At 36.1% G+C, this 25,130-nt stretch carries 17 protein-coding genes and 1 riboswitch; of the genes, 15 read left to right on the top strand and 2 right to left on the bottom strand.

The window, feature by feature from the left end; translation table 11 throughout:
* The first annotated feature begins 73 nt into the window (after positions 1-73).
* From GJU32_RS23350 to GJU32_RS08430, 10 genes are all read left to right on the top strand, one after another.
* A complete protein-coding gene (locus GJU32_RS23350) occupies positions 74-232 on the top strand; it encodes a hypothetical protein (RefSeq protein ID WP_230874986.1) in 159 nt (52 codons plus the stop codon).
* Positions 233-519: 287 nt separating this feature from the next.
* On the top strand, positions 520-1,176 hold the full coding sequence (locus GJU32_RS08470; RefSeq protein WP_155591520.1) for an SMI1/KNR4 family protein: 657 nt from the start codon (positions 520-522) through the stop codon (positions 1,174-1,176).
* A 548-nt stretch (positions 1,177-1,724) separates the two neighbouring features.
* Positions 1,725-1,883 (top strand): competence pheromone ComX, encoded by a 159-nt coding sequence (gene comX, locus GJU32_RS08465; RefSeq protein WP_155591519.1) that lies wholly within the window; start codon positions 1,725-1,727, stop codon positions 1,881-1,883.
* Entirely contained in the window at positions 1,856-4,210 is a 2,355-nt protein-coding gene (locus tag GJU32_RS08460; RefSeq protein WP_155591518.1) for a sensor histidine kinase, read from the top strand. Before comX ends, GJU32_RS08460 begins: the two co-directional genes overlap by 28 nt.
* A 240-nt stretch (positions 4,211-4,450) precedes the next feature.
* Positions 4,451-7,510: a hypothetical protein gene (locus GJU32_RS08455; protein ID WP_155591517.1), complete on the top strand. Its 3,060-nt coding sequence runs from the start codon at positions 4,451-4,453 to the stop codon at positions 7,508-7,510.
* A gap of 180 nt (positions 7,511-7,690) precedes the next feature.
* Entirely contained in the window at positions 7,691-10,564 is a 2,874-nt protein-coding gene (locus GJU32_RS08450; RefSeq protein WP_155591516.1) for a hypothetical protein, read from the top strand.
* Between the two features lie 163 nt (positions 10,565-10,727).
* Positions 10,728-12,029, top strand: a complete 1,302-nt coding sequence (locus GJU32_RS08445) for a hypothetical protein (protein WP_155591515.1) — start codon at positions 10,728-10,730, stop codon at positions 12,027-12,029.
* Between the two features lie 329 nt (positions 12,030-12,358).
* Positions 12,359-13,582, top strand: coding sequence for an MFS transporter (locus GJU32_RS08440; protein ID WP_155591514.1), 1,224 nt, complete (start codon positions 12,359-12,361; stop codon positions 13,580-13,582).
* 19 nt (positions 13,583-13,601) lie between these two features.
* Positions 13,602-15,017 (top strand): M20 family metallopeptidase, encoded by a 1,416-nt coding sequence (locus GJU32_RS08435; RefSeq protein WP_155591513.1) that lies wholly within the window; start codon positions 13,602-13,604, stop codon positions 15,015-15,017.
* An 86-nt stretch (positions 15,018-15,103) separates the two neighbouring features.
* Positions 15,104-16,069, top strand: coding sequence for a glutaminase (locus tag GJU32_RS08430; protein WP_155591512.1), 966 nt, complete (start codon positions 15,104-15,106; stop codon positions 16,067-16,069).
* A 46-nt stretch (positions 16,070-16,115) separates the two neighbouring features.
* Here the strand turns inward: GJU32_RS08430 and GJU32_RS08425 are convergent, their stop codons facing one another.
* Complete coding sequence (locus GJU32_RS08425) at positions 16,116-17,456, bottom strand: amino acid permease (RefSeq protein WP_155591511.1); 1,341 nt, start codon at positions 17,454-17,456, stop codon at positions 16,116-16,118.
* Positions 17,457-17,618: 162 nt separating this feature from the next.
* Positions 17,619-17,695, bottom strand: a riboswitch (glycine riboswitch).
* Positions 17,696-18,026: 331 nt separating this feature from the next.
* Complete coding sequence (locus tag GJU32_RS08420) at positions 18,027-18,413, bottom strand: rhodanese-like domain-containing protein (protein ID WP_004231073.1); 387 nt, start codon at positions 18,411-18,413, stop codon at positions 18,027-18,029.
* 213 nt (positions 18,414-18,626) lie between these two features.
* Between GJU32_RS08420 and GJU32_RS08415 the strand changes: the two genes are divergently transcribed.
* The 5 genes from GJU32_RS08415 (at position 18,627) to GJU32_RS08395 (ending at position 25,120) form a co-directional block, all read left to right on the top strand.
* Entirely contained in the window at positions 18,627-19,457 is an 831-nt protein-coding gene (locus GJU32_RS08415; RefSeq protein WP_196426639.1) for a lipoate--protein ligase family protein, read from the top strand.
* A 200-nt stretch (positions 19,458-19,657) separates the two neighbouring features.
* Complete coding sequence (locus GJU32_RS08410; RefSeq protein ID WP_155591510.1) at positions 19,658-22,228, top strand: vitamin B12-dependent ribonucleotide reductase; 2,571 nt, start codon at positions 19,658-19,660, stop codon at positions 22,226-22,228.
* Between the two features lie 107 nt (positions 22,229-22,335).
* Entirely contained in the window at positions 22,336-23,181 is an 846-nt protein-coding gene (locus GJU32_RS08405) for a DUF2785 domain-containing protein (protein WP_155591916.1), read from the top strand.
* A 249-nt stretch (positions 23,182-23,430) separates the two neighbouring features.
* The gene (locus GJU32_RS08400; RefSeq protein ID WP_230874985.1) at positions 23,431-24,471 is read left to right on the top strand and encodes a phosphotransferase; all 1,041 of its coding nucleotides are present in this window, start codon (positions 23,431-23,433) and stop codon (positions 24,469-24,471) included.
* Positions 24,472-24,802: 331 nt separating this feature from the next.
* Positions 24,803-25,120: a hypothetical protein gene (locus GJU32_RS08395; RefSeq protein ID WP_155591509.1), complete on the top strand. Its 318-nt coding sequence runs from the start codon at positions 24,803-24,805 to the stop codon at positions 25,118-25,120.
* Positions 25,121-25,130 lie beyond the last annotated feature (10 nt).

Genomic DNA, 25,130 nt, shown 5'->3' with positions numbered 1-25,130 from the left:
ACCTCGATATGGTGATAGGCAAATATCAGACGAAGAATATGATATGTTAAGGGGGCAGACACCAACACAAAAATTGAGAGATAAAGTAAATGAAGGGCACGATAAAAAAACAGTAACCAATGATGAAGTCCTTCCTGGCAAAACATTTAAGGGTGCATTAGAAGCTGATCATATTGTTTCAATGGATAGAATTGCTAAGATGGATGGTTTCGGGAATTTAACAGATTCCTAAAAGTCGGAAATATTAAATAATTCAGAAAACTTCACGGGATTAAGTAAATCTGCAAATACCTCAAAGCAATCTAAATCGTATGAAGAGTGGACACACTATAAGAAAGGGAAACCAGGAGAAATCGAGGTTAATCCTGAATTTAGGCAAAAAATGATGGTCAAAGAAAAAGAACTTGAAAGAAAGATACAGAAACAGATTGATGATTTTAATGATTTAAATAAAAAGGGAGATGATTAGTAGATGAACCAAAAACTTACTTATTTAAAAAGTACAATGAAAATGTCCGCATATTAACAGTTGATGAAATTAGTAATCTTAATGATAATGAAATTCCAATTGAATGGAGAAAACTCTTTTATAATGACGATATTAAAGGAAGTATTGATTTACTTCTGAAAATATGGGAAAAAAATGTAGGGATTGAACTACGGAACACGATCTCTTATCTAAATGAACATCTTATAAACATTGAAATTATGGATGTAGAAGGTGAATATTCTGTTTTATACACTATAAAAAATTCCAAAGGAGACATATTATATTACGAAGGGCGTAATCCTCAAAAGGGACAAAAAAACGTAGAATTAGAGGGATTGTGGGATAAAACACCTTCTTCTATTCAAAGATTTTATGAAAATGTTCATGATGGTTTTTATTACTATGCGAGTGAATCAATGGGCTTAGTTCCACTTGAATCCGTTACATATCTTGGAGACGAGGATATTGAATGGAGTATTATTGATGATTTAGAAGAACCTATAAAAATTAACCTAGATTCATCTTTTGGCTTTTTCTCTAATGGAATGGGGAGTTATATTGCCATAGATTATACAAATTGTGTTGATAACAATGCTACCTTTTGGTCTGCAAAATTAAAGCCTAAATATAATATCAGTTTTTGGAGTTATGTAGATGAATGGGTTGTGATTGGATTTGAAAATTAACTTTGTAAAGGTAATTTAACAAAAAGTATAGTAGGGTTTACAAATTTATAGTAACCTAAAATTATTATAAATTTAGAAAAATAATTACTTAAAGCACTTGATTGTCTATAACAGACGGCAAGTGCTTTTTCGTATTTTGATATTCATAGAAGAAAGGGAGGATGCTCAAGTTTTTGCATTGAATTGCGGCGATATGAATCCCAGCACGCTACGTTAATCACGTCATACTTCACCAAGTAGCTTCAAGATGGCTGTCAGTTAGAAATAGTATAGCTATGCAACTATGAGTAGCTTATTCCTGCTAGTGGGAATAGGCTTTTTATTAGATTTTATGTCTATTCTTGGAGAATTAGATTTAGGAAATAAAGCAAATTTATTACATATTCTATTAATTTTTCGTACTTTTTAGAATATTGTGTTGAATTATTGGGAATGGGTAGTATAATAAAGATATAGTTACATATATGGTTAATAATTACTTTTAAAAGGATTTATTAACAAATGTTTGTAACTATAATAATAAAACTAATAGAAATGAGGCGATTTTAATGATTAACGTGATTCAGTATTTAGAGCAAAATCCGTCGTTGGTAACATTGTTAAAAGAAAAAAAAGCTTCTCTTATTGGTATTTCAGCACTTGAACAAAAGGCAATTTTGGATTCGTTTGATGAAGATGTATGTTTAGAAAACCGAGTTTGGTATTAAAAATTAATAAAATAAATTGGTTTGGGCCTGCTATAGGTATCTATTTAATTTTAGGAATGTATCTTCTTTATGTTTCTTATAGCACGCCCTTTTTAAATATTGAGTTAGAAAAAATAAATGACAATTGGACAATAACGGATTCTTATTATAAAGATTGGGCAACAAAGCATCAGATTGTACCTGGAGATATTGTTTTAAATGTTGATGATGTAAAAATAAGAAATATATCTTATATTTCCTTTGATTCAGCAATTAGGGCAGCAAAAGAATTAACAATCCAAAAGCCTGATGGAAAAATAATCTTAGTACAGATAAAAAATCTAGATATCCCTCAGCAGTTTTACTATTTATTGATAATACCGGCATGTTATTATGTCTTGACATTATTTATTACTATATATTTATATTTTAAAAAAATTAATCAACAACTAACTAATTTACTAATACTATTTATACTAAGTGTTTCTTTAGCATATGTAAGTATTGGTGCTTCTGGTCGTTTAGATAGTATAGGTATAATTATAAATCGTAGTAGCATGTTATTATGTTTAGTATTTTTGTTATATTTTTTGAAAAATTATTTTTCATTTTTAAATATAAAATGGATTTTCATAAAAAATTTAAAAGTATTCTTTTTTGTACCTATGTTAGCAATTGCGTTAAGCTTTTTCAGTATTTATTATCCATCATTTAACCCTATTTTGTCAGAAATCATACTATGGCTATTTTTCCTATTATTAATAATAAATCTTGGAATATTAATTGTAGGATATTTTAAGTATAAATTATCTCAACTAAAGATATTATTAATGAGTATCATCATACCATTTTTACCCTTTCTACTTTTTTATGCATTACCACAAATTCTATTTAATAAACGATTATTATCAGCTGATGTTTGTTCACTTTTCTTAATGCTTATTCCGTTCAGCTTCATTTTCACACAACTAACTGAACGTATTTTCGATATGGAGTATTTCATTTCTCGATTACGTTATTATTTTAATTTTTCCTTTGGCTTTACAATTTGGTTGTTAGGCGGCTTATATTTATTGGCCGATCTATCCATTACACGCATGACGGAGATTTTCTTTTTTGCCTTTCTCTCATTAATGGCATTGTTTTATATGAAAGAGCGGGTTGATTATCGTAAGCGGAAAATTTTATTTTCTACTAAAGGGGATTATATCCACCGCTTGTATACAACCGTTGATAGTATTGGGCGAGTTGTCAAAATTGAGGATTTATTGGAGAAATTTGTGCAGGAAGTTGTGCTCCAACTTGAAATGGAAAATGTTTATGTTTTAACCTATGATTTTCAAACACATCAGGTGACGTTAACGAACAAATCCAAGGAATACACCCAGCATCAGATTGATGAAGTACTGCTCGAACGATTAGGATTAGGAGACATTAAAAAAACAGATCATTTCTACATAGCCTTTATTCATCAAGATGTCAATTATAAAAGAATACTCGTAGTAGACCATAATAAATCTATTTATCTGAAAGATGAGGAATTGTTATGGCTCGAATTGTTATTGTTATATTTAAATAATTTTATTGAAAACACAAAAATGGTTGAGGAACTTTTAGAGCAGTTAAAGCATATGAAAGAGGCTGATAATAAACAATTGCCATGGCTCAATAAATTACTTTGGCTACGTTTTGAGGAAGAAAAATATCAGTTAGCCCAAGAGCTTCATGATACGATTCTCCAAGAGCAGCTTCATATCGCGCGAGAAATGGATGTCCTCATGCATACAAAGGAAAAAGAGGGGATACCGACAAAACTTGTAAAGCTTCATGAACATATGATTATCTCATTGAATGATTTAAGAGGCTATTGTGAAAATTTAAAGCCGCCGCTCTTAGATACACTGGGTTTAAATGCAGCACTCGAAAAGCTTATACAAAAAATTCGTAAACGAGCTGATTTTGTATTGAACTATACGATTGACCGTCTTTATTTAGAGGATGAGCGTTTAAATTTAATGATTTTTCGATTGTTCCAAGAAATATTAAACAATGCTTTAAAGCATTCGTATGCCCATACAGTAGAAATAAATTTATTAGGCACCAAAGATGGCTTTGAAATTTTGTATACTGATGATGGGGTGGGCTGTCATATAGATGACATACTACTTGCCGATTCTATGGGCATTCAAGGTATGCAAGAGCGTGTTCACGCTTTTAATGGAAAATTCACCTTAGATAGCAAAGTAGGAGAAGGGATGACCATTCGTATTATCGTAAGTGAAACTAATCATACACATCCTTATACGTATAGTACCCTGAACAGTCCAACATATATGATTCGAGGATAACCAAATGAAGCGGCAGCACATCGGCATACTTTTTTACACCTTCTAATCTCTTCGTAGACGCTACGAATATGGATTAGAAGGCTTTTGTTTGTCCGCAACATTTGTTACTTGTGCCATCTTTAATTTGAGCGTAAATAGTTAGTTGTTTTAATGAGCCTATTATTTGACGTGTCATTGCTAGTAGGTGGAAAGTATTGCTATAATATGTGATATCTACATAATGTAAGGAGCGGATTTTGAATGACCAAGACAAAATTCTTACTAATGGCAGTAGCCCCAGCAGCTATTATTATGCCTATTGATGCACATGCTGCTTCAGAGCAAGTAACGATTGAAGGAAGTGGTATAGTCGGGACAGAACTAAAAGCGGATATCACCTCCTTACCAAAGGATTCTAATTACCAGTACGAATGGTACTTTGTCAATGCGAGCGTAGAGGAACCTATATCTTCGCAAACGAGCCATTCCTATTTAATACCCGCAGAGGCAATAGGAAAATCCATTATTGTTAAGGTCACGGATGATCGTGGGAAAATTTATGAAAGTAAAAAAATTGTTGTCAAAGGAACTCTTCCAATTGAAGGCAATGATTATGTGAATGGTCAGTTGGTCGCTAAAATTGAGGGTTTATCAAGTAGTACAGATAAACCAACTGTTTTTACCAATTTTCAATGGTATGTCGTAGAAGATAACAAGGCGAAACCAATAGCAAATGAAACGAAATTAGAGCTCGTTATACCGCCTTTAGCTGCTGATAAATCGATCTTTTTTGAAGCCAAAACAGAAGATGGTTTGATTTATGTAAGTCCAAACAAAAAAATTCAGAAGCTGAATTTAAATATTGAGGCAATAGAATTTGAAGGCTTCACAGGTGGAGATTTTGTCGTACCTGGGGATACGCTTAAAGTGAAAATTCCTGTCGTTACAACAGAAACGAATACTTCTCAGAAAATCACGTTAGCGTCGAAACAAGTTTCGTTTACATATCAATGGCTTTATAAAATAGGAAGTAGTTATTCTATCATTCCCAATGCAACAACGCCTTCCTACATGATTCCTAAAGATACACAGGAATCAGCAATGAAGGATATTGTGGTGAAGGTCACTGCAAAAGTAGGGGATCAAGTTGTTTCTGCTATTGCATTAACGCCTATCAGTATTTCAGACGATCATATTCAAGCGATTGAAAAACAAATTGGCACGCTGCTCACCGTAGATAGCCATAAACGCGTTGTCTATACAAATGATATACAATCTGTAATAGCTCAGATAGAAAATCAATATCAAAAATTAACATCAGCAGCAAAATCACAGGTGACAAACTATTCGATATTGCAGCGTGCTGTAGCCGATATGGCCAAAGTGGAGCGTATTGCAGAGAAAATTAAAGCATTAGATGAAAAGACTAGCTTACAAACGCTTCAACAACTAAAGGCTGAGTATGATCAACTAGATTATTTACAAAGAAGCTTAGATACAGGTAATAGTTATCAGCAATTATTGAAGTTATTGTTGGAAAATCCGGATAGTCAAAAGGAGCTTGTAAAGCTAGGTGAAATCAATGGACTGATTACAGCGTTATTGGGGGACGTGATAGATCCGATCCAACAATATGCTCCAGAAAATACGAACGTCTTAGCGGAAAAAATTGCAGAGATAGACGTAAAAATTAATGCGCTTTTACCGGGGTATAAAATGGTTGTGCAAAATCAAGCCATTTTAACAATGGCAAAAGCTGATTTGAAAAGTGCACAAAAATTTGAAAAGCTATTTGATAAATTGCAAGGGCAGACGTCTAAACAAAAGGTGGCAACAGCTAAAAGCATTCGGTCCGCGTATTTAAAACTGAACTTACGTCAACAAGCATTGGTAGAGTATAGGCTATCACTTTTAGAGGAAGCTGAAAACGCAGAGGCTACTGAATTGGACACGATAGCTCAACTGATTCAAGAAGTAGAAAATACGGATGCTTCAAAAGAGACGTGGGACAAACTGTTGGCAAATGTAAAAACCATTATCTCGCTGCAAAAAAGTTTAAAGTCCTATAATGATGTGGCGAAAACAAACGAAATGATTCAGATGCAAAAGGATTTAAAGGCAGCTGAAAAAGTCATTAGCCAATTAGAAAAATATAATTCTGTATTTACAACTGAAACGAAATATAACAAAATACAGTCTGCCTTCAATTCCGCATTAAAAGCGTATAACAAATTAACAATAACTCAGCAAAAATATGTTTATAATGCAAATATTTTAGATAAAATTCCTATAAATTCTGAGACTCCTAGTGAGACAAACGATGATGCAACAGCAGGTAAGAAATTCAGTGATGACATTAATACTGCTATTAAAGATTCATCTAACTTTGAAAATTATGCTAGATCTGTGGACGAGTTGGTCAATAAATACAAAGAGTTGTCTAAAGGTGTAAAGAAATATGTGACGAATTATGCTGATTTAAAAGCTGCTGAAGCGAATGTAAAAGCGGTTAGATCATTTGAAAAGAAGGTCAATGATGCATTAAATGAGGCAGATTCTAATAAACAATATTCGAAGATGCAGGCTGTTCTCAAAGCGTACAGCAAATTAAATGCAATACAGCAAAAATTAGCTGAAGCTTTGTATAACCAAATTAATGAAAAGATTATGGAGCATACAACAGGTTATAACGACCTAAATGAAGAGTTAGTGGACGCAAATGGCTATATCTTCTCGTTAAATGCAGTAAAGGACAAGATTAATAAGTACAATGCCCTTTTCTCTACTGAGAAAAAACTAATTACAAATGCACAAGACATTAAACAAGCAATACATGATGTCAAAGCTGTAGAGTCCTTTATTAAGAAATTCCAAACCAACTTAGAAAAAAATCCATCGGCGATTATAAAAGATTTTCGAAAGCTCACAACGCTACAAGTTAGTTTATTAAAGGGCTATGAGGTCGAGGTTAATGGACAGCTAACTAGTTTATTGGAAGAGATTAATAAAATGGAAACAAGTGAGCAAACAGCCAATGATCTCGTAGTAGAGATGATTGATTTAATTAATGAATTACAAAAAGATGGATATTATGTGTCCGATATAGAAAGTCGATTGATGGAGATAAGGAACAAATATAATAGCTTAACAGCTATGCAACAAAAGCTTGTCAAAAATTATAGCAAGCTCACACAAGCTGAAAGTGATGTGCAAAAAGTGAAGGAAGTAAAATTACTTGAAGGTGATGAGGAAGCATGGCAAAAGGCATATAACAAATTTTCCAAGAAATTAGAACAGCTCTATGAAGTGATAAATCCATAATAAACAGGAATCTAGCAGAAAAACTCTGCTAGATTTTTTATCATTTAATCAAATTATTATTATCATCTCAATATTAAATGAGGAGAAAATACACTTTTTAGAATTCTTTTTGCAGAATAAAGGAAATTATGGCATTGGGACCGATATAACTCATGAGAAGGATTGAGGAGGTAAATCGATTTGAACAAGAAATTATTTTTAACAGCAGCAGCTATTCCTGTAGCACTTATTGTACCAACTGTAGCAGGTGCAGCAGAAACGGTTACCATTACTGGACAAAATATGGTCAATGAAACATTAAAAGTTGATAAATTGCCAGAAAATATAGTTGTTAATGCCTATCAATGGTATTATTTAGAAAAAATTGATAGTGCAGATGGTTCGAACACTACTACGAATAAGCCCATTTCTGGTGCTACATCTTCATCGTTAAAAGTACCTGTCGAAGCAGCTGGAAAAACAATTTTCGTGGAGGCAACTACAACTGACGGTAAAAAATTTCAAAGTGAAACACGTAAAATTAATCAGTTAGACCTTGAGATAACCGCTCCAACGTTGGAAGGCTATTCTACTACTGATTTTGTCGCACCTGGGGAGACCGTGAAAGTAGCTGGTGCTACGGTAACGGATAAGGCAGGCGTGACATTACAGAGTGGTCAAATTACATATAGTTATCAATGGTTTTATAAACTAGGGGATAGCTCCTTTACGATTATTGAGGGAGCCACTGGTAGCACATATACTATACCAAAGGATGCTATTGAAAAGGGCATCAAGAATATAAGCGTCACAGTAAAAGCAAAAGTAGGCCTTTCTTTTGTGGAATCTAAATTATCGGGTGCAATTACAGTATCTAAAGAACCTACTGATACGTTAACTAACGAGATTAAGACTTTACTAGTAAACGACAATAAATACAATGTAACAGACGTAGAGTCATTCAAGGCACGTGTCACAGAATTAGAAAGTAAATATCAAGCTTTATCAGCACCAGCTAAAGGTAATGTGTCCAATTATGATGTCCTGAAGCGAGCGCTTGCTGATGTGGGACTAGTAAGTAAATTAGAAGAAAAAGTGGATAAACTAAAGGACGTTAATGAAAAAGACCGACCTAAATATATTCAAGAAATAGAAGATGCGTATAATAAGCTTGATCAATTACAACGTAGCTTAGATGTAAATGATACTTTATATACGAACATTAAAAACCTATTAAATGAGCCAAATGATCTAAAGGAAATAACAGAAGTACGAAGACTAAATCAAGCGATTGTTCATTTACTATCCTACGAGAATTCTCTCGCACACTATGTACCTTCTGATAAGGATGCCCTACAAGCGCTAGTTACTAGCATTGAAGCGGATATTGCAAAGCTATCCCAAAATTACCGAGGCGCTATTCAAAATCAAACTATTTTAACGGAAGCCAAAGCGGATATTAAAAAAGTTGAGCAATTTATCAAGTCATTTGATAAATTATCACCAAATAATACACCTAATAAGCAAGTTACGGCTGCCAAGTCAATTCGTTCTGCCTATGAAAAATTAACGTATAAGCAATTAAAATTAGTATCTGATACGTATTTGCAGCGCTTAACGGTGGCGGAAAGTGCTGAAGAAAGTCAAATTGCGTCATTAAATCATGATATAGATAGCTATATTGACGATGGTATCTATCCAATCAATCCATCAGCTAGTTCATGGCAAAGTCATGTCAATAATGTTAATCGAATGATTAAAGAATATAAGAGCTTAACAAAAGCCTCAGCAGCACAAATTGTTGGATATGACGCCCTTGTTACGCTTCAAAAGGATTTAAAAACAGCTGAAAAAGTGATTAAAGATATGGATGCTTATCAAAAGTTATCTGTAACAACAGGTGTTACGGAAAGTAAGCTTAATTCAAGCTATACGAGTGCCTTAAAAGATTATAATAAGCTTACGACATTGCAACAGTCACTTATTTATAATGCAAATGAGTTTTTACTAAATACGCCAAAGGTTTCAGTTGATGGTAATGGTAAAGTACCCGCTGATAAAGCTGCTGCTGAGGCATTAAAGGCTGATATTGCCAAATTTGCAGATATCACTAAATTTACATTCAAACAATTAGAATCCTCTGTAGATACAGCGTCAGAATCGTATAAGGCTTTATCTTCGGGTGCGAGAAAGTATGTGACAAATTATCATTTATTAACAGCTGCTAAGAAGGACATTTCAGGTGTGAAATCCTTCCATAAAAAAGTACAGACAGCTAGAGAAGAAACGGATGCAGCGAAACAAAGTAAAAAAATTGAATCCGTGCAAAAAGCTTATGCTAAATTACCTGCAAACCAGCAGCATTTAGCGAAAGAACAATATGAAGCTTTATTAAATAATCAAATTATCGATGAAAATGCACCGAATATCACACAGCTAAATAATGAAATTGCTACAATCGTTTCAAATGATCTCTATACAGTTTCGATGGAAAAAATTAATAATCTTTCGAAGCAATATAGTAGCCTCAGCTCAAGTGATAAAAAATTGATTACGAATTATGATATTTTAAAAGCTGCAATAGCTGATGTGAAAAAAGTAGAGTCCTTTATGAAGACCTATGACAAATCGTTTAGCAATAATCCGAGCACAGTCATTAAGGCATTTGAGAAGCTGACAACCAAACAAGTAAGTCTTATTGATGCAGGGACTAGACAATTAATAATTGACAAGCAAAAAGGGCAACAACAAACGAATGAAAATGCTTTGTCGTTAATTGAATCTATTAATTCCTTACTCGTAAAAGGCGAGTATATTGATGGCTTAGAGGAAGAAGTAAAAAAAATCCGTACAGCGTATGATGCATTGAGTGCTGCCGATAAAAAGGTCGTTAAAAATTATTCGAAGCTAACTCAAGCTGAAGGTGATTTGAAAAAGGTTGCGGATGTCCATGCTTTATACGTTCCAGCAGTGGATGGCAATGAGACGGCTCGCAAAGCTTGGCAAACCGCTTTTAGCAAGCTTTCCAAAAAATTAGAATTACTTTATACAAAAATGTATACGACAGATATATAAAAATACTTCAAGCAAGCCCCGAATGATTCTTCGGGGCTTTTCTTTATACAAAAAAACTATTTTTATTTGTCTAGTAATTTGGTTGTCCGCTATACTATGTACAGCAGAGGAAGAAATTTTTTACATAACGATTGTAGTTTCACAAAGAAGGTAGGAACGAAAGATGTATAAAATAGGTGTTGTTGGTCCTGTCAAATCTGTTGAAAGAATTATTGGGTTAGCCCGAGAGATTGAGCAGGATATGGAATTTAGTCCGTATATTTATGGAGTGGCAACTGAAACAAGGCATATTATAGAGACGCATGATCAAGATGTAGATTTCTGGCTATTTTCTGGCTACATCCCCTATAAAATTGCCTGTCAAACGAGTGTTTCCCAGGATAAATTGGCGCATATTATTTTTTCGGAGGCGGCCATTTATAGAGGGTTTTTAGAACAGTCCTATCAACAAAAAAAGTTTATTGAAAATATCAGTATCGATATCATACCATCACCTTCTCATATGGCTTCAGAAAGTCTTGCGGAGATTCAGAAAAATGTAAATAACATGTATTTAAAGGAATTTGATGTGGCGATTGATCCAAAAGAGTTATTTGATTTCCATTATAGTCTTTGGCATGAGGGGAAAATTGATTTTGCGATTACTTGCTATCCTTCTGTTGATGAAGAATTGAAGAAGCGAGGAGTCCCCTCCTATTGGGTTTCCCCAACAAAAACAGAAATTTACCATACAGTTCAGCTTTTTACAGAAAAGATTAAAACGTCCTACTATAAAGAAACACAAATTGGTGCAGTCATGCTTGAAATAAAGGACTTTGATTCATTAAAAGAGCGCATGAAGCAAGGCTATCGCATTCAATATTTAGAATTGCGCACGAAGGAAAATCTGCTACAGCTTTGTGAACAGATTGATGGTTCGCTCATTGAAGAGGGCAACGGAAAATATACCATTTTTAGTACAAGGGGAGCCATTGAAAGACAAATACAATTTTTACAGGAAAAAATGGTTCAGCTGTCGATCGAAATGGAAGCGAAGGTGACGGCAGGCATTGGTTTTGCTCAAACGGTATTCAATGCCGAATTACATGCTCATCGGGGGTTAAGACAGACCAAGGAAAATGAAGCGGTTGATATTGTGATGATTCAAGATGATGGCACGATTATTGAGTCTGTTGGGAATGTAGAAGAACTTTCTTATTCCTACCGAGCAGAAGACCCTGATATTTTAGAAAAACTCAAAAAAGGTAATATTAGTATCAAAACGTACATGAAAATACATGCACTAGTGCAGAAAATGCGCTGGAAGCATTTTACGACAAAGGATTTAGCGACACAGCTTCAAATGAGTGAAAGAAATGCCCAGCGCATCGTCGCAGATTTATGTAGTGTAGATTTAGCGAGAATTTGTGGAGAGGAATTGCAATATACTCGTGGAAGACCAATAAAAATGTATCAGCTAGTTTAGGTACTTGCAAAAATGTCCCATACCAATGATTGGTTATGGGGCATTTTTTTATGGGATTTTGTTGTGGTGTTTTTTCAAAAACATCGATAAATCTGTGCTTTGTGAGCATTTATAGGTAAATAATAGACATTTACAAAGACGATTATCTATTAAAAATTTTCAAAAAAATATTGTCTTTTCATAGAAATTTGATTATTATACGAATATATAACGAAAATGTCGGTATATAAAGGGGTTTTGAGCGAGGGGGCAAAGATCAGAAAGGACAACAATAGCAGTGAAACAATACTGCAATGAGAAAAAGGTTCTGATACATGGGAGGGATATGAATGTCAACAAATGAAATAACGAAAAAATCTAGAAATGTCATCCTTGCACTATTATTTTTAGGATGGTCTTTAGGGAACTTAGACCGCTACATTATGAACTATGCAGTCGTTTCGATTACGGGCGATTTGCAATTGGATGCCTCTTCAACGGGTATTATTTTAAGCGCTTTCTTTTTAGGCTATGCCATTATGCAAATACCAGGTGGCTGGCTTGCGGATAAATTTGGAGCAAAAAAAATCCTACTGATGGCTGTTATTGTGTGGTCCATTTTTACTGGTCTAACAGCTATTGCTTGGTCTTTAACGGCAATGATTGTTATTCGCTTTTTATTTGGCATTGGCGAGGGAGGATTTCAACCGTCAAGTTCTAAGATTATTGCAACAATCTTCCCTAAAGAAGAAAGAGGAAGAGCCATGTCGATTATGCTTACTTCCGGTGGGATTGTCTCACTCATCGTGCCACTGCTAGCGGCATATTTATTAGGTACGATTGGCTGGCGTATGATGTTTGTCATTATTGGGGCGATTGGAGCAATTATTGCCTTTTTATACTGGAAATACATTAAACTTCCGGAAGCGGAAACAGCAGATTCAGATGGGACAGATCGTGGCACGAGCAAGGTAAATTTTAAAGAATTATTGAAAACACCACTTATGTGGAATTTGATCGTTGCTTATTTTTGTATTTATGCAGTGAACTGGGGCTTGGTTTCTTGGATTCCAACGTATCTTCAAAAAAATCGCGGACTAGATTTAATGTCTATTGGATGGGCTCAAACGATTCCTGCTATCACTACGATTATTGGTGTGTATGGTAGCGGTTATATTATTGACAAGCTGCCAAAAGGAATGGAAAAAGTGTTAGGTTCAATCTCCTGTGCTGTTATCGGCATTTTATTGTATTTAATGTTTACAGCCAAAACAGTGACGCTATTTATCGGCTATCAAACAGTTGTTTCTCTATTTATAGCGTTTGTCATTACATTATTACCTGTTATCGTACTAAAGAAATTACCATCATCTATCACAGGTTCGGCAATGGGCGTTGCGAATACAGGGGGACAACTAGCAGGATTTGTCACACCGATGGCTATTGGGTTTATGGTCGATGCTTTTAATGGTTCCTTCGATGCGGCCTTTTGGATGTTAATAGGGTTTGCGCTCATTTGTATTGTGTCGCTTGTCACGCTAAACGACGAAAAAGGAACACTGTTGAGAGCATAATGAAATTGGGGGGACAATAATGAGTTTTCATGAAAAAATTTCTACATTAATTGAAGCAAAACAAGACGTAAGCGTAGCATTAAGTGATGCTATATGGGCTGTGCCTGAACTTCATTTTAAAGAAAAAAAATCAATGCAGTATATGAAAGAGGCGCTAGAAAAAGAGGGTTTTCAAACAGAGGTAGGGGTTGCTGAGCTTGAAACAGCACTTGTTGGAACTTATGGCTCTGGAAAGCCTGTTATTGCTTTCTTAGGTGAATATGATGCACTCCCAGGTTTGAGTCAAAAAGGCGGAGCTACACAACATGAGCCTCTCGAAAATGGTGGAAGTGGGCATGGCTGTGGACATAACTTATTAGGAACAGGAGCATTCGCAGCCGCTGTTGCCGTAAAGGATTTTTTAGAGCAAAATCATCAATCTGCAACGATTCGTTATTACGGCTGTCCTGCGGAGGAAAACGGTTCTGGTAAAGCTTATATGGCGAATGCCGGTCTGTTCAAAGATGTTGATATTGCGATTTCCTGGCATCCAGGTGCATTTTCAACAGTGATGACTTGTAGCTCTCTCGCAAACTATGCTGCTACTTTTAAGTTTACTGGAAAAAGTGCGCATGCCGCAGCTGCACCACATCTTGGACGAAGTGCTTTAGACGCTGTTGAGCTTATGAATGTTGGGGTAAACTACTTACGAGAGCATATCATTCCTGAAGCTCGTGTGCATTATGCGATTACTAACTCAGGTGGAACCTCTCCGAATGTAGTACAACCATATGCAGAGGTAACATATTTAGTAAGAGCACCTAAAAAGCAACAAGTGCAAGAGATTTATCAGCGCGTTGAAAATATCGCAAAGGGTGCAACGCTTATGACAGGCACATCACTGGACATCGAATTTGAGGGTGCTGCTTCTAATCTGATTACAAATAAGACACTTTATGATGTGATGTACAAACAAATACTTGAAATTGGCATGCCAGACTATACAATAGAGGATGAACAATATGCTCAGGCTATTTTCAATACGTTTACTCCTGAAGTACAAGCCTCTTCATTAGTGGGTCTGCGTAAAGAAGATGTTAAACAATTACAAGGAAAAGTGATTGCTGATCATGTTCCAAATATACTCCCTGAATTTATCATGGGTGGCTCTACAGATGTTGGAGATGTCAGCTGGAATGTACCGACAGTACAATGTACAACGGTATGTATGGCATTAGGGACACCACTGCATACATGGCAGGTCGTTTCTCAGGGTGTCATGCCAATCGCTCATAAAGGAATGCTACAAGCCGCCAAGATAATGGCTTGTACAGCGATTGAGTTACTTGATCATCCAGCGTTAATTGAGGAAGCTAAAAAAGAATGGCAAGAACGTCTTGATGGCGAGACATATGTATCGTTAATTCCGGAGGGAACACAGCCTCCTAAGCTATAAGTGGATAGCGAAAGTTTAGATAGAGTCTTCATAGGACAACTATGGAGGCTCTGTTTTTGCCTCATGTTTGAAAGGAGACAGTAGAAATGTCAACACAATCTAATCATTATGATCACCATATGGCCCAATGGGTAACACAGTTTCGTGCAGCTGCCAAAGAGGGGCAATGTGCTAACTATATCCCTGCTTTGGCTAAAAAAGATCCAAATCAGCTAGCGATTGCTGTTATTGGATCGGATGGTCACACCATCAAAGCAGGGGATACTGAAGAACTGTTTACGCTTCAAAGTGTTTCCAAAGTCATTACATTTATTTTAGCCTGTATGGATCGAGGATTGCCTTATGTATTAGAAAGAGTAGATGTCGAACCGACAGGGGATACCTTCAACTCTATTATTCGCTTAGAAAGCCATCAACCAGGGAAACCTTTTAATCCAATGATTAATGCAGGGGCAATTACAGTGTCTTCTATGCTGACAGGAAATTCACCACACGAGAAGGTCACAAAAATTCTGCAATTTTTAGAACAGATCATCGGCAAGAGAGTAAATGTTAACGAGGAAGTATTTCAATCGGAATGGCAAACCGCTAATCGAAATCGGGCATTGGCCTACTATTTAATGGATTCTGGTTTTCTAGATTGCCCCGTAGAGGCAGCACTTGAGGTTTATTTAAAGCAGTGTGCGATTGAGGTCAATGTATCAGATTTAGCCATGATTGGCTTAGTCATCGCCAATGATGGCTATCATCCATTGTTAAAGAAGCAGCTATTTCCTAAGCAAGTGGCAAAATTAGCAAAGGCTTTGATGGTGACGTGTGGTATGTACAATGCATCAGGTAAATTTGCAGCATTTATCGGCCTGCCTGCTAAAAGTGGTGTTTCAGGTGCAATTCTTACTGCTGTTCCAGGGCATGCAGGCTTCAATTCACCGTTTCCTGCTGGCTGTGGTATAGGTATTTATGGGCCTGCCATCGATCCAATAGGAAATAGTGTCGCAGGCGTGCAATTGCTGAAGCATTTAGCTACTGAATGGGATATGTCTATTTTTTAACTAGTTGAAGATGACTTCAGATATTGGTCTGAAGTCATCTTTTTTATCATTTTTTACTTTTCAAATTATACATAATAAATAAGGCGATAAACCAAATTGGCGTTAACAATAATGCTGTACGGGTAGCTTCAGAAATAAACATCACGATTAATAGGAATGCGAAGAACGCAAGAATTACATAGTTGATAAAAGGTGTCAATGGGGCTTTAAATTTTGACGCCTCATGTAAGGCACGATTTTTTCGTTTATAGATTATGTGAGAAATGACGATAATGCTCCACACCCATATGAAGCAGATTGCGCTAACAGTTGTCACAACACTAAAAGCATTCTCGGGCATTAGCTTACTTAGCAGTGCACCGGCAGATACGACAACAGCAGAAACAACCAATGCGTTACTTGGAACACTATTTTTGTTGAGTTTTGCAAACTTCGGTGAGGCCTGTTTATTGTTACCAAGATTAAAGAGCATCCGACTTGTTGAGAATAAACCACTGTTACCAGCTGAAGCAGCCGAAGTGAGCACAACAAAATTGATAATACCAGCAGCAATCGGAATACCAGCTAATGTAAAGACTTGTACAAAGGGACTGCTTGAGGCAGACATTTCATACCAAGGATTAATACATAAAATGACAAATAAAGCCCCTACATAAAACAGTAAAATACGAACTGGAATTTTATTAATGGCAGAAGGAATATTTTTTTGAGGATCTGCTGTTTCAGCAGCCGAAACCCCTACTAATTCCACACCAACAAAAGCAAAAACGACCATTTGGAAGGCCATTAAAAAGCCGTATAATCCATTAGGGAACAAGCCACCGTGTGCCCAAAGATTTTCTACTGATACCGTACCAGAGCTTGTTTGAAACCCTGTGACTAACATGATAAGTCCAATGATGATGAGAGCCACAATGGTAATAACTTTAATGATGGCAAACCAAAATTCTAACTCACCAAAAAGTTTAACCGTTAATAAATTTAGTAGTAATAATAATACTAAGCAACCAATGGCTGGCATCCACTGTGGGATATCAAACCAATATTGTGCATAAACTCCCACCGCGATAATGTCCGCCATGGCCGTCATGATCCAACAGAACCAGTATGTCCAGCCTGTCACATAACCTGCCCAAGGACCAATGTATTCCGATGCAAAATCCGTAAATGATGTGTAGCCTGCATTGGATAGTAATAGTTCGCCTAATGCACGCATAACAAAAAATAGCGCAATCCCGACAATTAAATAGGCAAGGATGATAGACGGTCCTGCTAGTGCAATGGCTTTCCCAGAGCCTAAGAATAAACCGGTCCCAATTGTTCCACCGATGGCAATAAGCTGCACATGGCGATTTTTTAAATCACGTTTTAATTGTTGCTGTTCCACGTTAATCCCCCTCAAAGATGCATAAAAACTATGACTGGAAATAAAAAAAGAGACTAGTAGTGACACTAGTCTCGGGAAACGTCAGAATAACAAATACCATTTTATCGCAGATGTCTCATCGAATCGTTTTAACATTCGTGTGGCATCGCTTATAAAAGCTGTTATTACTCCTCTGTCCTTTTGCCTGAGATAGTGAACCCTTCGGCGACGCAACTTGCGCTCTCTCCAGAACTGCTCCTGCTATAGTTTGATCCATAGCATTCATAGCTTATTAACTTCATAATCAATTATTATTGTAAGATATTATACATCCTATCAGTGCTGCTAAAATTATTCAACAATTAATTTTGACTATTTTCAGAAAAATAGAAGAATTAGGTTCATATATGGTAATTCCCTGACGAAAATAGTATTTTTGGACATAGAAAGTAGGATTCGCTTAAAGCTAGTGGTGAGGAGGTCAATTAGAACATAATCATTTGCAATAGATATAATATAGTAGAAACTCTGAATTTTATAAAAAAGAAGCCGCCTCATAGTTCTTTGAGACGACTTTTTTTCATGCGAATATTAATATTTTTTTGCTTTTATTTTACCAGTCCAAGTTTTGAAACCGCCTTGAAGTTGGTAAATTTGGTTGTACCCACGTTTTTTAAGAAATAGTGCAGCACGTGAGCTACGGCCTGTATTTTGACAGTATAGATATACTGGTAAATCTGGGCGGATTTCTTTATAACGTTGACGTAATGTTGTGGAAGGAACATTTCGTGCACCAAGAATGTGACCAGCATCAAATTCCTTTTGCTCACGAACATCGATTAGCTGTGCTTTACGATAGCCTTCTATGAATTGCTCTTGTGTTAAGTTGGTTACGGCCTTTTTGAGTCGTAGTGCATTAATACCGATATATGCAATTGTGACTACTAAAACGACACCGATTGTGATAAGTATGTCCAAGATTTTCTTACCCCTTTCTATCTTCTTTATTATTATAAAAGATGCGCTAGCGATAGTCCAATGAGTTTGATAAAATTAACTAGGTTGTGGCGAATTCGTCTATTTCGTTACAAAAGCACATAGTTAACAACTTGAACTGTAGAGTAATCTTCGTTAAGGTTGAACCACAGGTGGGGCCTGAGGTATCATTTTATAATTGTAGGAGATGAACATATGACAACTTGGTATTTTTTAAATTCAGGGAAATGTAGTCCTTCTTTTAATATGGCGCTAGATGAAGCATTACTTGATTGGCATAGTGAGGGGCTAATTCCACCAGTAATTCGTTTTTATGAGTGGGAGCCTGCAACACTGTCGATTGGCTATTTTCAACAAGCCAAAAGAGACATTAATTTAGATGCTGTACGTGAACAAGGCTTAGGTTTCGTGCGTCGACCAACTGGTGGACGAGCTGTGTTGCATGAACATGAACTAACATATAGTGTCATCGTTACTGAAAGCTATCCTGATATGCCAGATTCTGTGACAGAGGCATATCGTGTGTTAAGTGAGGGAATCTTGCAAGGTTTCCATAACCTAGGTATGGATGCCTATTTTAGTGTGCCTGATACAGAAGAAAAACGAGCTGACTTAAAGAGTCCAAAAAGTGCTGTTTGTTTTGATGCGCCAAGCTGGTATGAACTTGTCGTTGAAGGGAAAAAAGTAGCGGGTAGTGCGCAAACACGTCAAAAAGGTGTCATTTTGCAGCACGGTGCCATTTTATTAGATTTAGACCAAGAAAAATTATTATCTGTATTCAATTTCTCGAGTGAAGAAGCGAAGAATCGTATGCGTAGAAAGCTGCCAGAAAAGGCAGTTGCGATAAATAGTCTTATAAAAGAGCCTGTGACAGTTGAACAATGTGTGACAGCTTTTCGAGATGGGTTTGCTAAATCGTTGCAAATTGAATTAAAACCATTTACACTTTCTGAGGAGCAATTAGAATATGTCCGTGCATTAGAAGAAAAAAAATATGCATGTGATGAGTGGAATTTTAAAAAGTAAAAAATGGTATAAAAAAATATTTTTTTAACGTCCAATCCTTGTTATTACAAGTAGTTCTGATTCTATTTAAAAAAGCAAGAGTTGAATTAAAAAACTATATATAGTATCTTTTTTAAAGACATATACACAATATGTGGTGTTTAACAACACGAGATATTGTGTATTTATTTTGGAATGAAGAAAACAAGGGAGGCAAAACGATGGTACTCACAAATCATCAACCCGAATTAAACAATCAATTTGAACAGTTAAACAAAGATATCGAACAATTCCCACAGGTACACCCGGTAACATCTGATATGCACATCACACACAAAGGCGTATCAAGACTTGTAATGATCGATCGCTACTCGTTTAAAGACACAGAAAAGAAAACACTAAAAGCTGGTGATTTTGTTGTTTTAACAGTAAAAGCTGATCCAAAATTCCCTGCACGTGGTTTAGGGACAATTCAAAAGCTGGACATGTCTACAAAAACAGCAGATATTTTGATTGAGGAAGATTACCGTAGTGTATTAGACGATCCGCAAGAGCAAGAAACGGGTGTAATTACGCGTTCAATTGACGTGCTAGAAAAGCCTCTTGAAATTTTTTATGAACAAATCGCAAAACGAAATGCCACAGGCCTTTCTGCTGTTGAAAAAACGCCAGAAAAACGCCAAGAATGGTTTGAGAAATTTTATGACCAATTAGTATCTTTAAAATTCATTCCAGCAGGACGAGTAATCTATGGGGCTGGATCTGAAACAGATGTAACCTTCTTCAACTGTTACGTTATGCCATTCGTAGCGGATTCACGTGAAGGCATCAGTGATCATCGTAAGCAAGTAATGGAAATTATGAGCCGTGGTGGCGGTGTAGGAACGAATGGTTCAACTCTACGTCCACGCAACACACTTGCACGTGGTGTAAACGGTAAATCATCTGGCTCTGTATCCTGGTTAGATGATATTGCTAAATTGACACATCTTGTGGAGCAAGGCGGGTCACGTCGTGGAGCACAAATGATTATGCTAGCCGATTGGCATCCCGATATTGTGGAATTTATTATCTCGAAAATGCAAAATCCTCGTATTTTGCGTTACCTCATTGAAAATACAACGGATGAAACAATCATTCGTCTAGCAAAAGAAAAATTAAACTTTAAGCCACTGTCTATGCAAGAGGAAGCGATGTATCAAGGCATCGTGAACTACAAAAGCATTGAAGGTCTAGGTGGATTTGATACAGCTATTATTCGTGAAGCTGAAAATAAATTACGAGATGGTGGCACATATACGGTTCATAACCCAGAGTTTTTAACGGGTGCAAATATTTCTGTGACATTAACAAAAGAATTCATGGAAGCTGTAGAAAATGACGCTGACTTCGAGCTTCGTTTCCCAGCTGTTGAAGAATATACAAAAGAAGAAATGAGCGTTTACAACACGAAATGGCATGAAGTTGGTGACGTTCGTGAATGGGAGAAAATGGGCTATAAAGTCCGCACATACCGTACAATTAAAGCAAAAGAATTATGGAATTTAATTAACGTATGTGCAACTTACTCAGCAGAACCAGGTATTTTCTTCATCGACAATGCCAATGACATGACAAATGCCAAGGCATATGGTCAAAGTGTTGTAGCGACAAATCCATGTGGTGAGCAACCACTCGCACCATACTCTGTGTGCAACTTAGCAGCTGTGAACCTTGCGCAGTTTGCCAATAAAGACAATCAAACTGTTGATTTCGAAGCACTACGTGAAACAGTGCGCGTTGGTGTTCGTATGCAGGATAATGTAATTGATGCGACACCGTACTTCTTAGAAGAAAACCGTGTACAAGCTCTTGGTGAGCGTCGTGTTGGTTTAGGCGTTATGGGCTTAGCAGATTTACTCATTTACTGTGAGAAAGAATATGGTTCAGAAGCAGGAAATGCTTTAGTTGATGAAATCTTTAAAACAATTGCTGAAACAGCGTATGAGGCTTCTACAGAGCTTGCTAAAGAACGAGGTAGCTTCCCATTCTTAGTAGGTGCTACAGACGAAGAAACAGCTCGTTTACGTAAAGCTTTCACTGAGACAGGCTTTATGCAGAAAATGCCTGCTCATATCAAAGAGCAAATTTTAGCGACGGGTATCCGTAACTCGCATTTATTAACTGTTGCCCCAACAGGTTCAACAGGAACAATGGTAGGCGTAGCGACAGGTCTTGAGCCTTACTTCTCCTTCACGTACTACCGTTCTGGTCGTTTAGGTAAATTCATTGAAGTAAAAGCTGAAATTGTAAAAGAATATTTAGATCGTCATCCAGAAGTGAATGAGCAAGAGCTTCCTGAATGGTTTGTAACAGCAATGGAGCTAAAACCATCAGCACATGCCGATGTTCAATGTATTATTCAAAAATGGATTGATTCATCCATTTCTAAAACAGTGAATGCTCCAAAAGGCTATACAGTACAACAAGTAGAAAAAGTATACGAGCGCCTATATAAAGGTGGTGCTAAGGGTGGTACGGTTTATGTGGATGGTAGCCGTGACTCACAAGTTCTTACACTAAAAGCGGAAGAAAATGATATGGATCAACTATCATTTGAAGAAGAATTAGTAGAAGAGCATACAAAACGTCCAGTTGTATTAGTAGATACAATCCAAGCATTAGAGTCTACAACAGTTATCGGCTCAGATGTAGGGAATACATGTCCAGTTTGTCGTAAAGGAACTGTTGAAGAAATGGGCGGCTGTAATACATGTACAAACTGTGGCGCACAGTTAAAATGTGGTTTGTAAAAAATGAAAATTGTCTATCTTGTAAACTTGAACTAAATTTGCACCATTTTACCCCTTTAGATATGATTAGCTAAAGGGGTGTTTTTATGTCGAAAAGAACAAGTACAATTGAAGATACTAGGACCAAATTGATGTTGGATTTGCAAAGAATTGAGAAGGATGACTATCAGTTACGCAAAGAGGAGCAGCATCAAGATTTCTTACCTTTGTTACTTCAATACATTGGAGATCCGCAGCCAGAATTACGGGATAACCTGATTTATCCGATGTTTTATATGTGGATTAAGGAAGAGAATCGATTCAGTGGAGAGGAGTTGCGTAGTCTCTTAACTGTTCTGACTGATGAGAACCATCTGTTCTATCATATTGGCAGCGAGAATGATCAATCAGTTTTTACAAGGACGTTCTCTGCCTTGCCTATCGCTTTGATTGTGCAACGCCACAGACAAAATCCATTTTTCAATCAAGCGGAAATGGAGCAATTAATGCAAGTAATGCTCCGCTATTATAAAGAGGAAAAGGATTTGCGAGGTTACCTTTCAGTAGGGGGCTGGGCTCACAGCGTGTCTCACGGTGCGGATGTATTTGTTGAGCTGATACAGTGCAAGGAGAGCAGCGTCACAAAGCTGCGTGAGGTTCTTGTCGCTATTTCTGGCGTGTTACATAATGATAGACACATTTTTAGCGATGAGGATGATGAGCGGTTGGTCAACATCGTGGATACGATGATTGACAAAGAGTTACTTCCCCATCAAGAAATCGCTGATTGGATTAGCGGCTTAGCGCAATGCTGTAATTTGCCGAGTAGTCGTAGTCAGGTGATTGCTCGCGTGAACAGCAAGAATTTTTTACGCAGTCTCTATTTCAGAAGGAGACAAGATAGTCGAGGGAATGAGCTAAATACTGTCATGCTTATTACTGAGGCAAAATTGAACAGGTTTTCGATCAGTTAAAGGATTAGAGGGTAGTCCCAAAAACCATGAAAAATGGCTGAGGGACTACCTCTTTTATGGTAATAAAAACAACAGAAACCATCCTTTTGTAAAATGGAAGTACCACCCGTAAAGGGCGCTATATCATCTTAAACAAAACTCGATTATTTATCATAAAGTTTCAGTAAAAGTCCTGTATGAATCTGCAGGATTTTTTTATTCAACAATCCGTCCATTTAATGGAATAATATCAGGATAAATTGGATATTTATGTTAAAATATAAAGTGGATATTGTAAAAGGGTTATCTGAGAGAATATCTTGCAGCTTTCATGCTTTTAATCCTCGGCAACCGGATACTTTAGAAAAAATTAATAGGTGGTTAAAAATGATGAATGGAAAAGAGATTTTAACTATATTTGGATTTGAAGTTAGTGAAGAGCCTAAAAGCATTTATCCATATTCACCAGTATACCGAGTAAAATATGGTGATAAGGATGTTGTTGTAAAACGTACCCAAAGAAGAGCAAAGAATGTCATGTCTTATATTACTATGCTAAAAGATAAAGGGATAAATGTTGTAACACCAGTTAAGTTACAAGTAGATAACCCACAAAAGTATGAGGATACAAATTTTGTTGTTTATCCATTTATAGAAGGCAAGAAATACTCAGGCAAAGAAAAAGAAATCTATGAAGCTGGAAAGTTGTTAGGACAAATTCATAGTTTTTCACCTGCTTCAAATGCCTATAATCTACTTGACTACGATGTTTATGATTTTAATGAACAAGAAGTAGAAGAGAGTATGGAAGCAATTATACAACATGCAAACAACGCTAGAGTTGAAATTGATACAGGGTTAAAAACAAAGTTACTAGAAAGTGTTGCAAGTCAACAGGAACTCTACCATGCAGGTTTACCACATGTTGCTACGCCGCATGATTTTAAAGCAAATAATTTGGTTTTAATCCCAGAACCATATCTAATTGATCCGGATAATGCTGCTTGGATACCAAGGATCTTTGACCTAGCTCTGGCATTACTACTTTTTCATAATGAGCATGAAGAAGCCCCAGACCAGATTTTCACAATAGATGAATGGGCATTATTTTTATCAGGCTATAAAGAATATATTGATTTAACCGATCATGAAAAAAGTTTTTGGGACCAGGCGAAACAGCACGTCTTTCTCGATGAAGTAATGTGGTTAATGGCTGAGTATGAAGAGGATTGGCAAAATTCTTCTCAGCAAAAATTGTTCAATAGCTTAATTCGTGTTGTGATGGATAATGCTGCCTATAAACTAATATAAGAAGTGTGAAAAGAAACCTAACTATTTATCCCGCTTCTTCAACAATCGGGCGCAATTGTCGGGCAACACGATGAAGAAATGATCAAGCTGTTGATTTAATAAAATATAGTAAAAGCGTGTTTTGATTAATCTTTTTTTAAACACGCTCATTCTTATTGATTGTTCAAGGATTTGTAATAAATTTACCTCTTTAATTGAGGTGATTTTTTGATGTCTTATGATAAATTTTACTTAAACGAACGGAGTAGTTTAAAAAATTAGTTAATTTTGAAGTTGTAGCATAAATTGTTTATTACTAGTATGAACTACAAAAATCAAAGAGGTGAGTTACTTGAGTAAAAGTAAGTTATTCGTAATCTTTTTATTATTCATTTTTGTAGGATTATTTGCAGCTGGTTTCTATACTTTTAATGATGCTCTGATTGAAAAAACAGTTAAAATAGATGAACAAAATATTGTAGAAAAAAACGGTGAATACTTTCTTTTAATTGATGAGCGTGAGTTAATTTTATCAAAGAATTTTTACGATAAAATCGAATTAGAAAAATACAACGAATACAAAATTAAATATGTATACAATCGGTTGAAAAAAAATGATGGTGAAGTCGTAATGCTAAAAAGATATGGTGAACAGCCGTGGGGTAAATAACAGCGTATTT

It is taken from the genome of Lysinibacillus cavernae (genome assembly GCF_009724685.1).
In the GTDB taxonomy this organism is placed as follows: Bacteria; Bacillota; Bacilli; order Bacillales_A; family Planococcaceae; genus Lysinibacillus; species Lysinibacillus cavernae.
The sequence above is the reverse complement of the archived record's forward strand: the minus strand, read 5'-3'. Positions and strand labels throughout refer to the sequence as shown.

Bases quoted from the DNA above. Each gene is read 5' to 3' on its own strand.
- GJU32_RS08430 (WP_155591512.1), top strand. From the start codon at position 15,104: ATGTCAACACAATCTAATCATTATGATCACCATATGGCCCAATGGGTA.
- GJU32_RS08455 (WP_155591517.1), top strand. From the start codon at position 4,451: ATGACCAAGACAAAATTCTTACTAATGGCAGTAGCCCCAGCAGCTATT.
- GJU32_RS08435 (WP_155591513.1), top strand. From the start codon at position 13,602: ATGAGTTTTCATGAAAAAATTTCTACATTAATTGAAGCAAAACAAGAC.
- GJU32_RS08410 (WP_155591510.1), top strand. From the start codon at position 19,658: ATGGTACTCACAAATCATCAACCCGAATTAAACAATCAATTTGAACAG.
- GJU32_RS08445 (WP_155591515.1), top strand. From the start codon at position 10,728: ATGTATAAAATAGGTGTTGTTGGTCCTGTCAAATCTGTTGAAAGAATT.
- GJU32_RS08460 (WP_155591518.1), top strand. From the start codon at position 1,856: ATGTTTAGAAAACCGAGTTTGGTATTAAAAATTAATAAAATAAATTGG.
- comX (WP_155591519.1), top strand. From the start codon at position 1,725: ATGATTAACGTGATTCAGTATTTAGAGCAAAATCCGTCGTTGGTAACA.
- GJU32_RS08415 (WP_196426639.1), top strand. From the start codon at position 18,627: ATGACAACTTGGTATTTTTTAAATTCAGGGAAATGTAGTCCTTCTTTT.
- GJU32_RS08440 (WP_155591514.1), top strand. From the start codon at position 12,359: ATGTCAACAAATGAAATAACGAAAAAATCTAGAAATGTCATCCTTGCA.
- GJU32_RS08400 (WP_230874985.1), top strand. From the start codon at position 23,431: ATGTTAAAATATAAAGTGGATATTGTAAAAGGGTTATCTGAGAGAATA.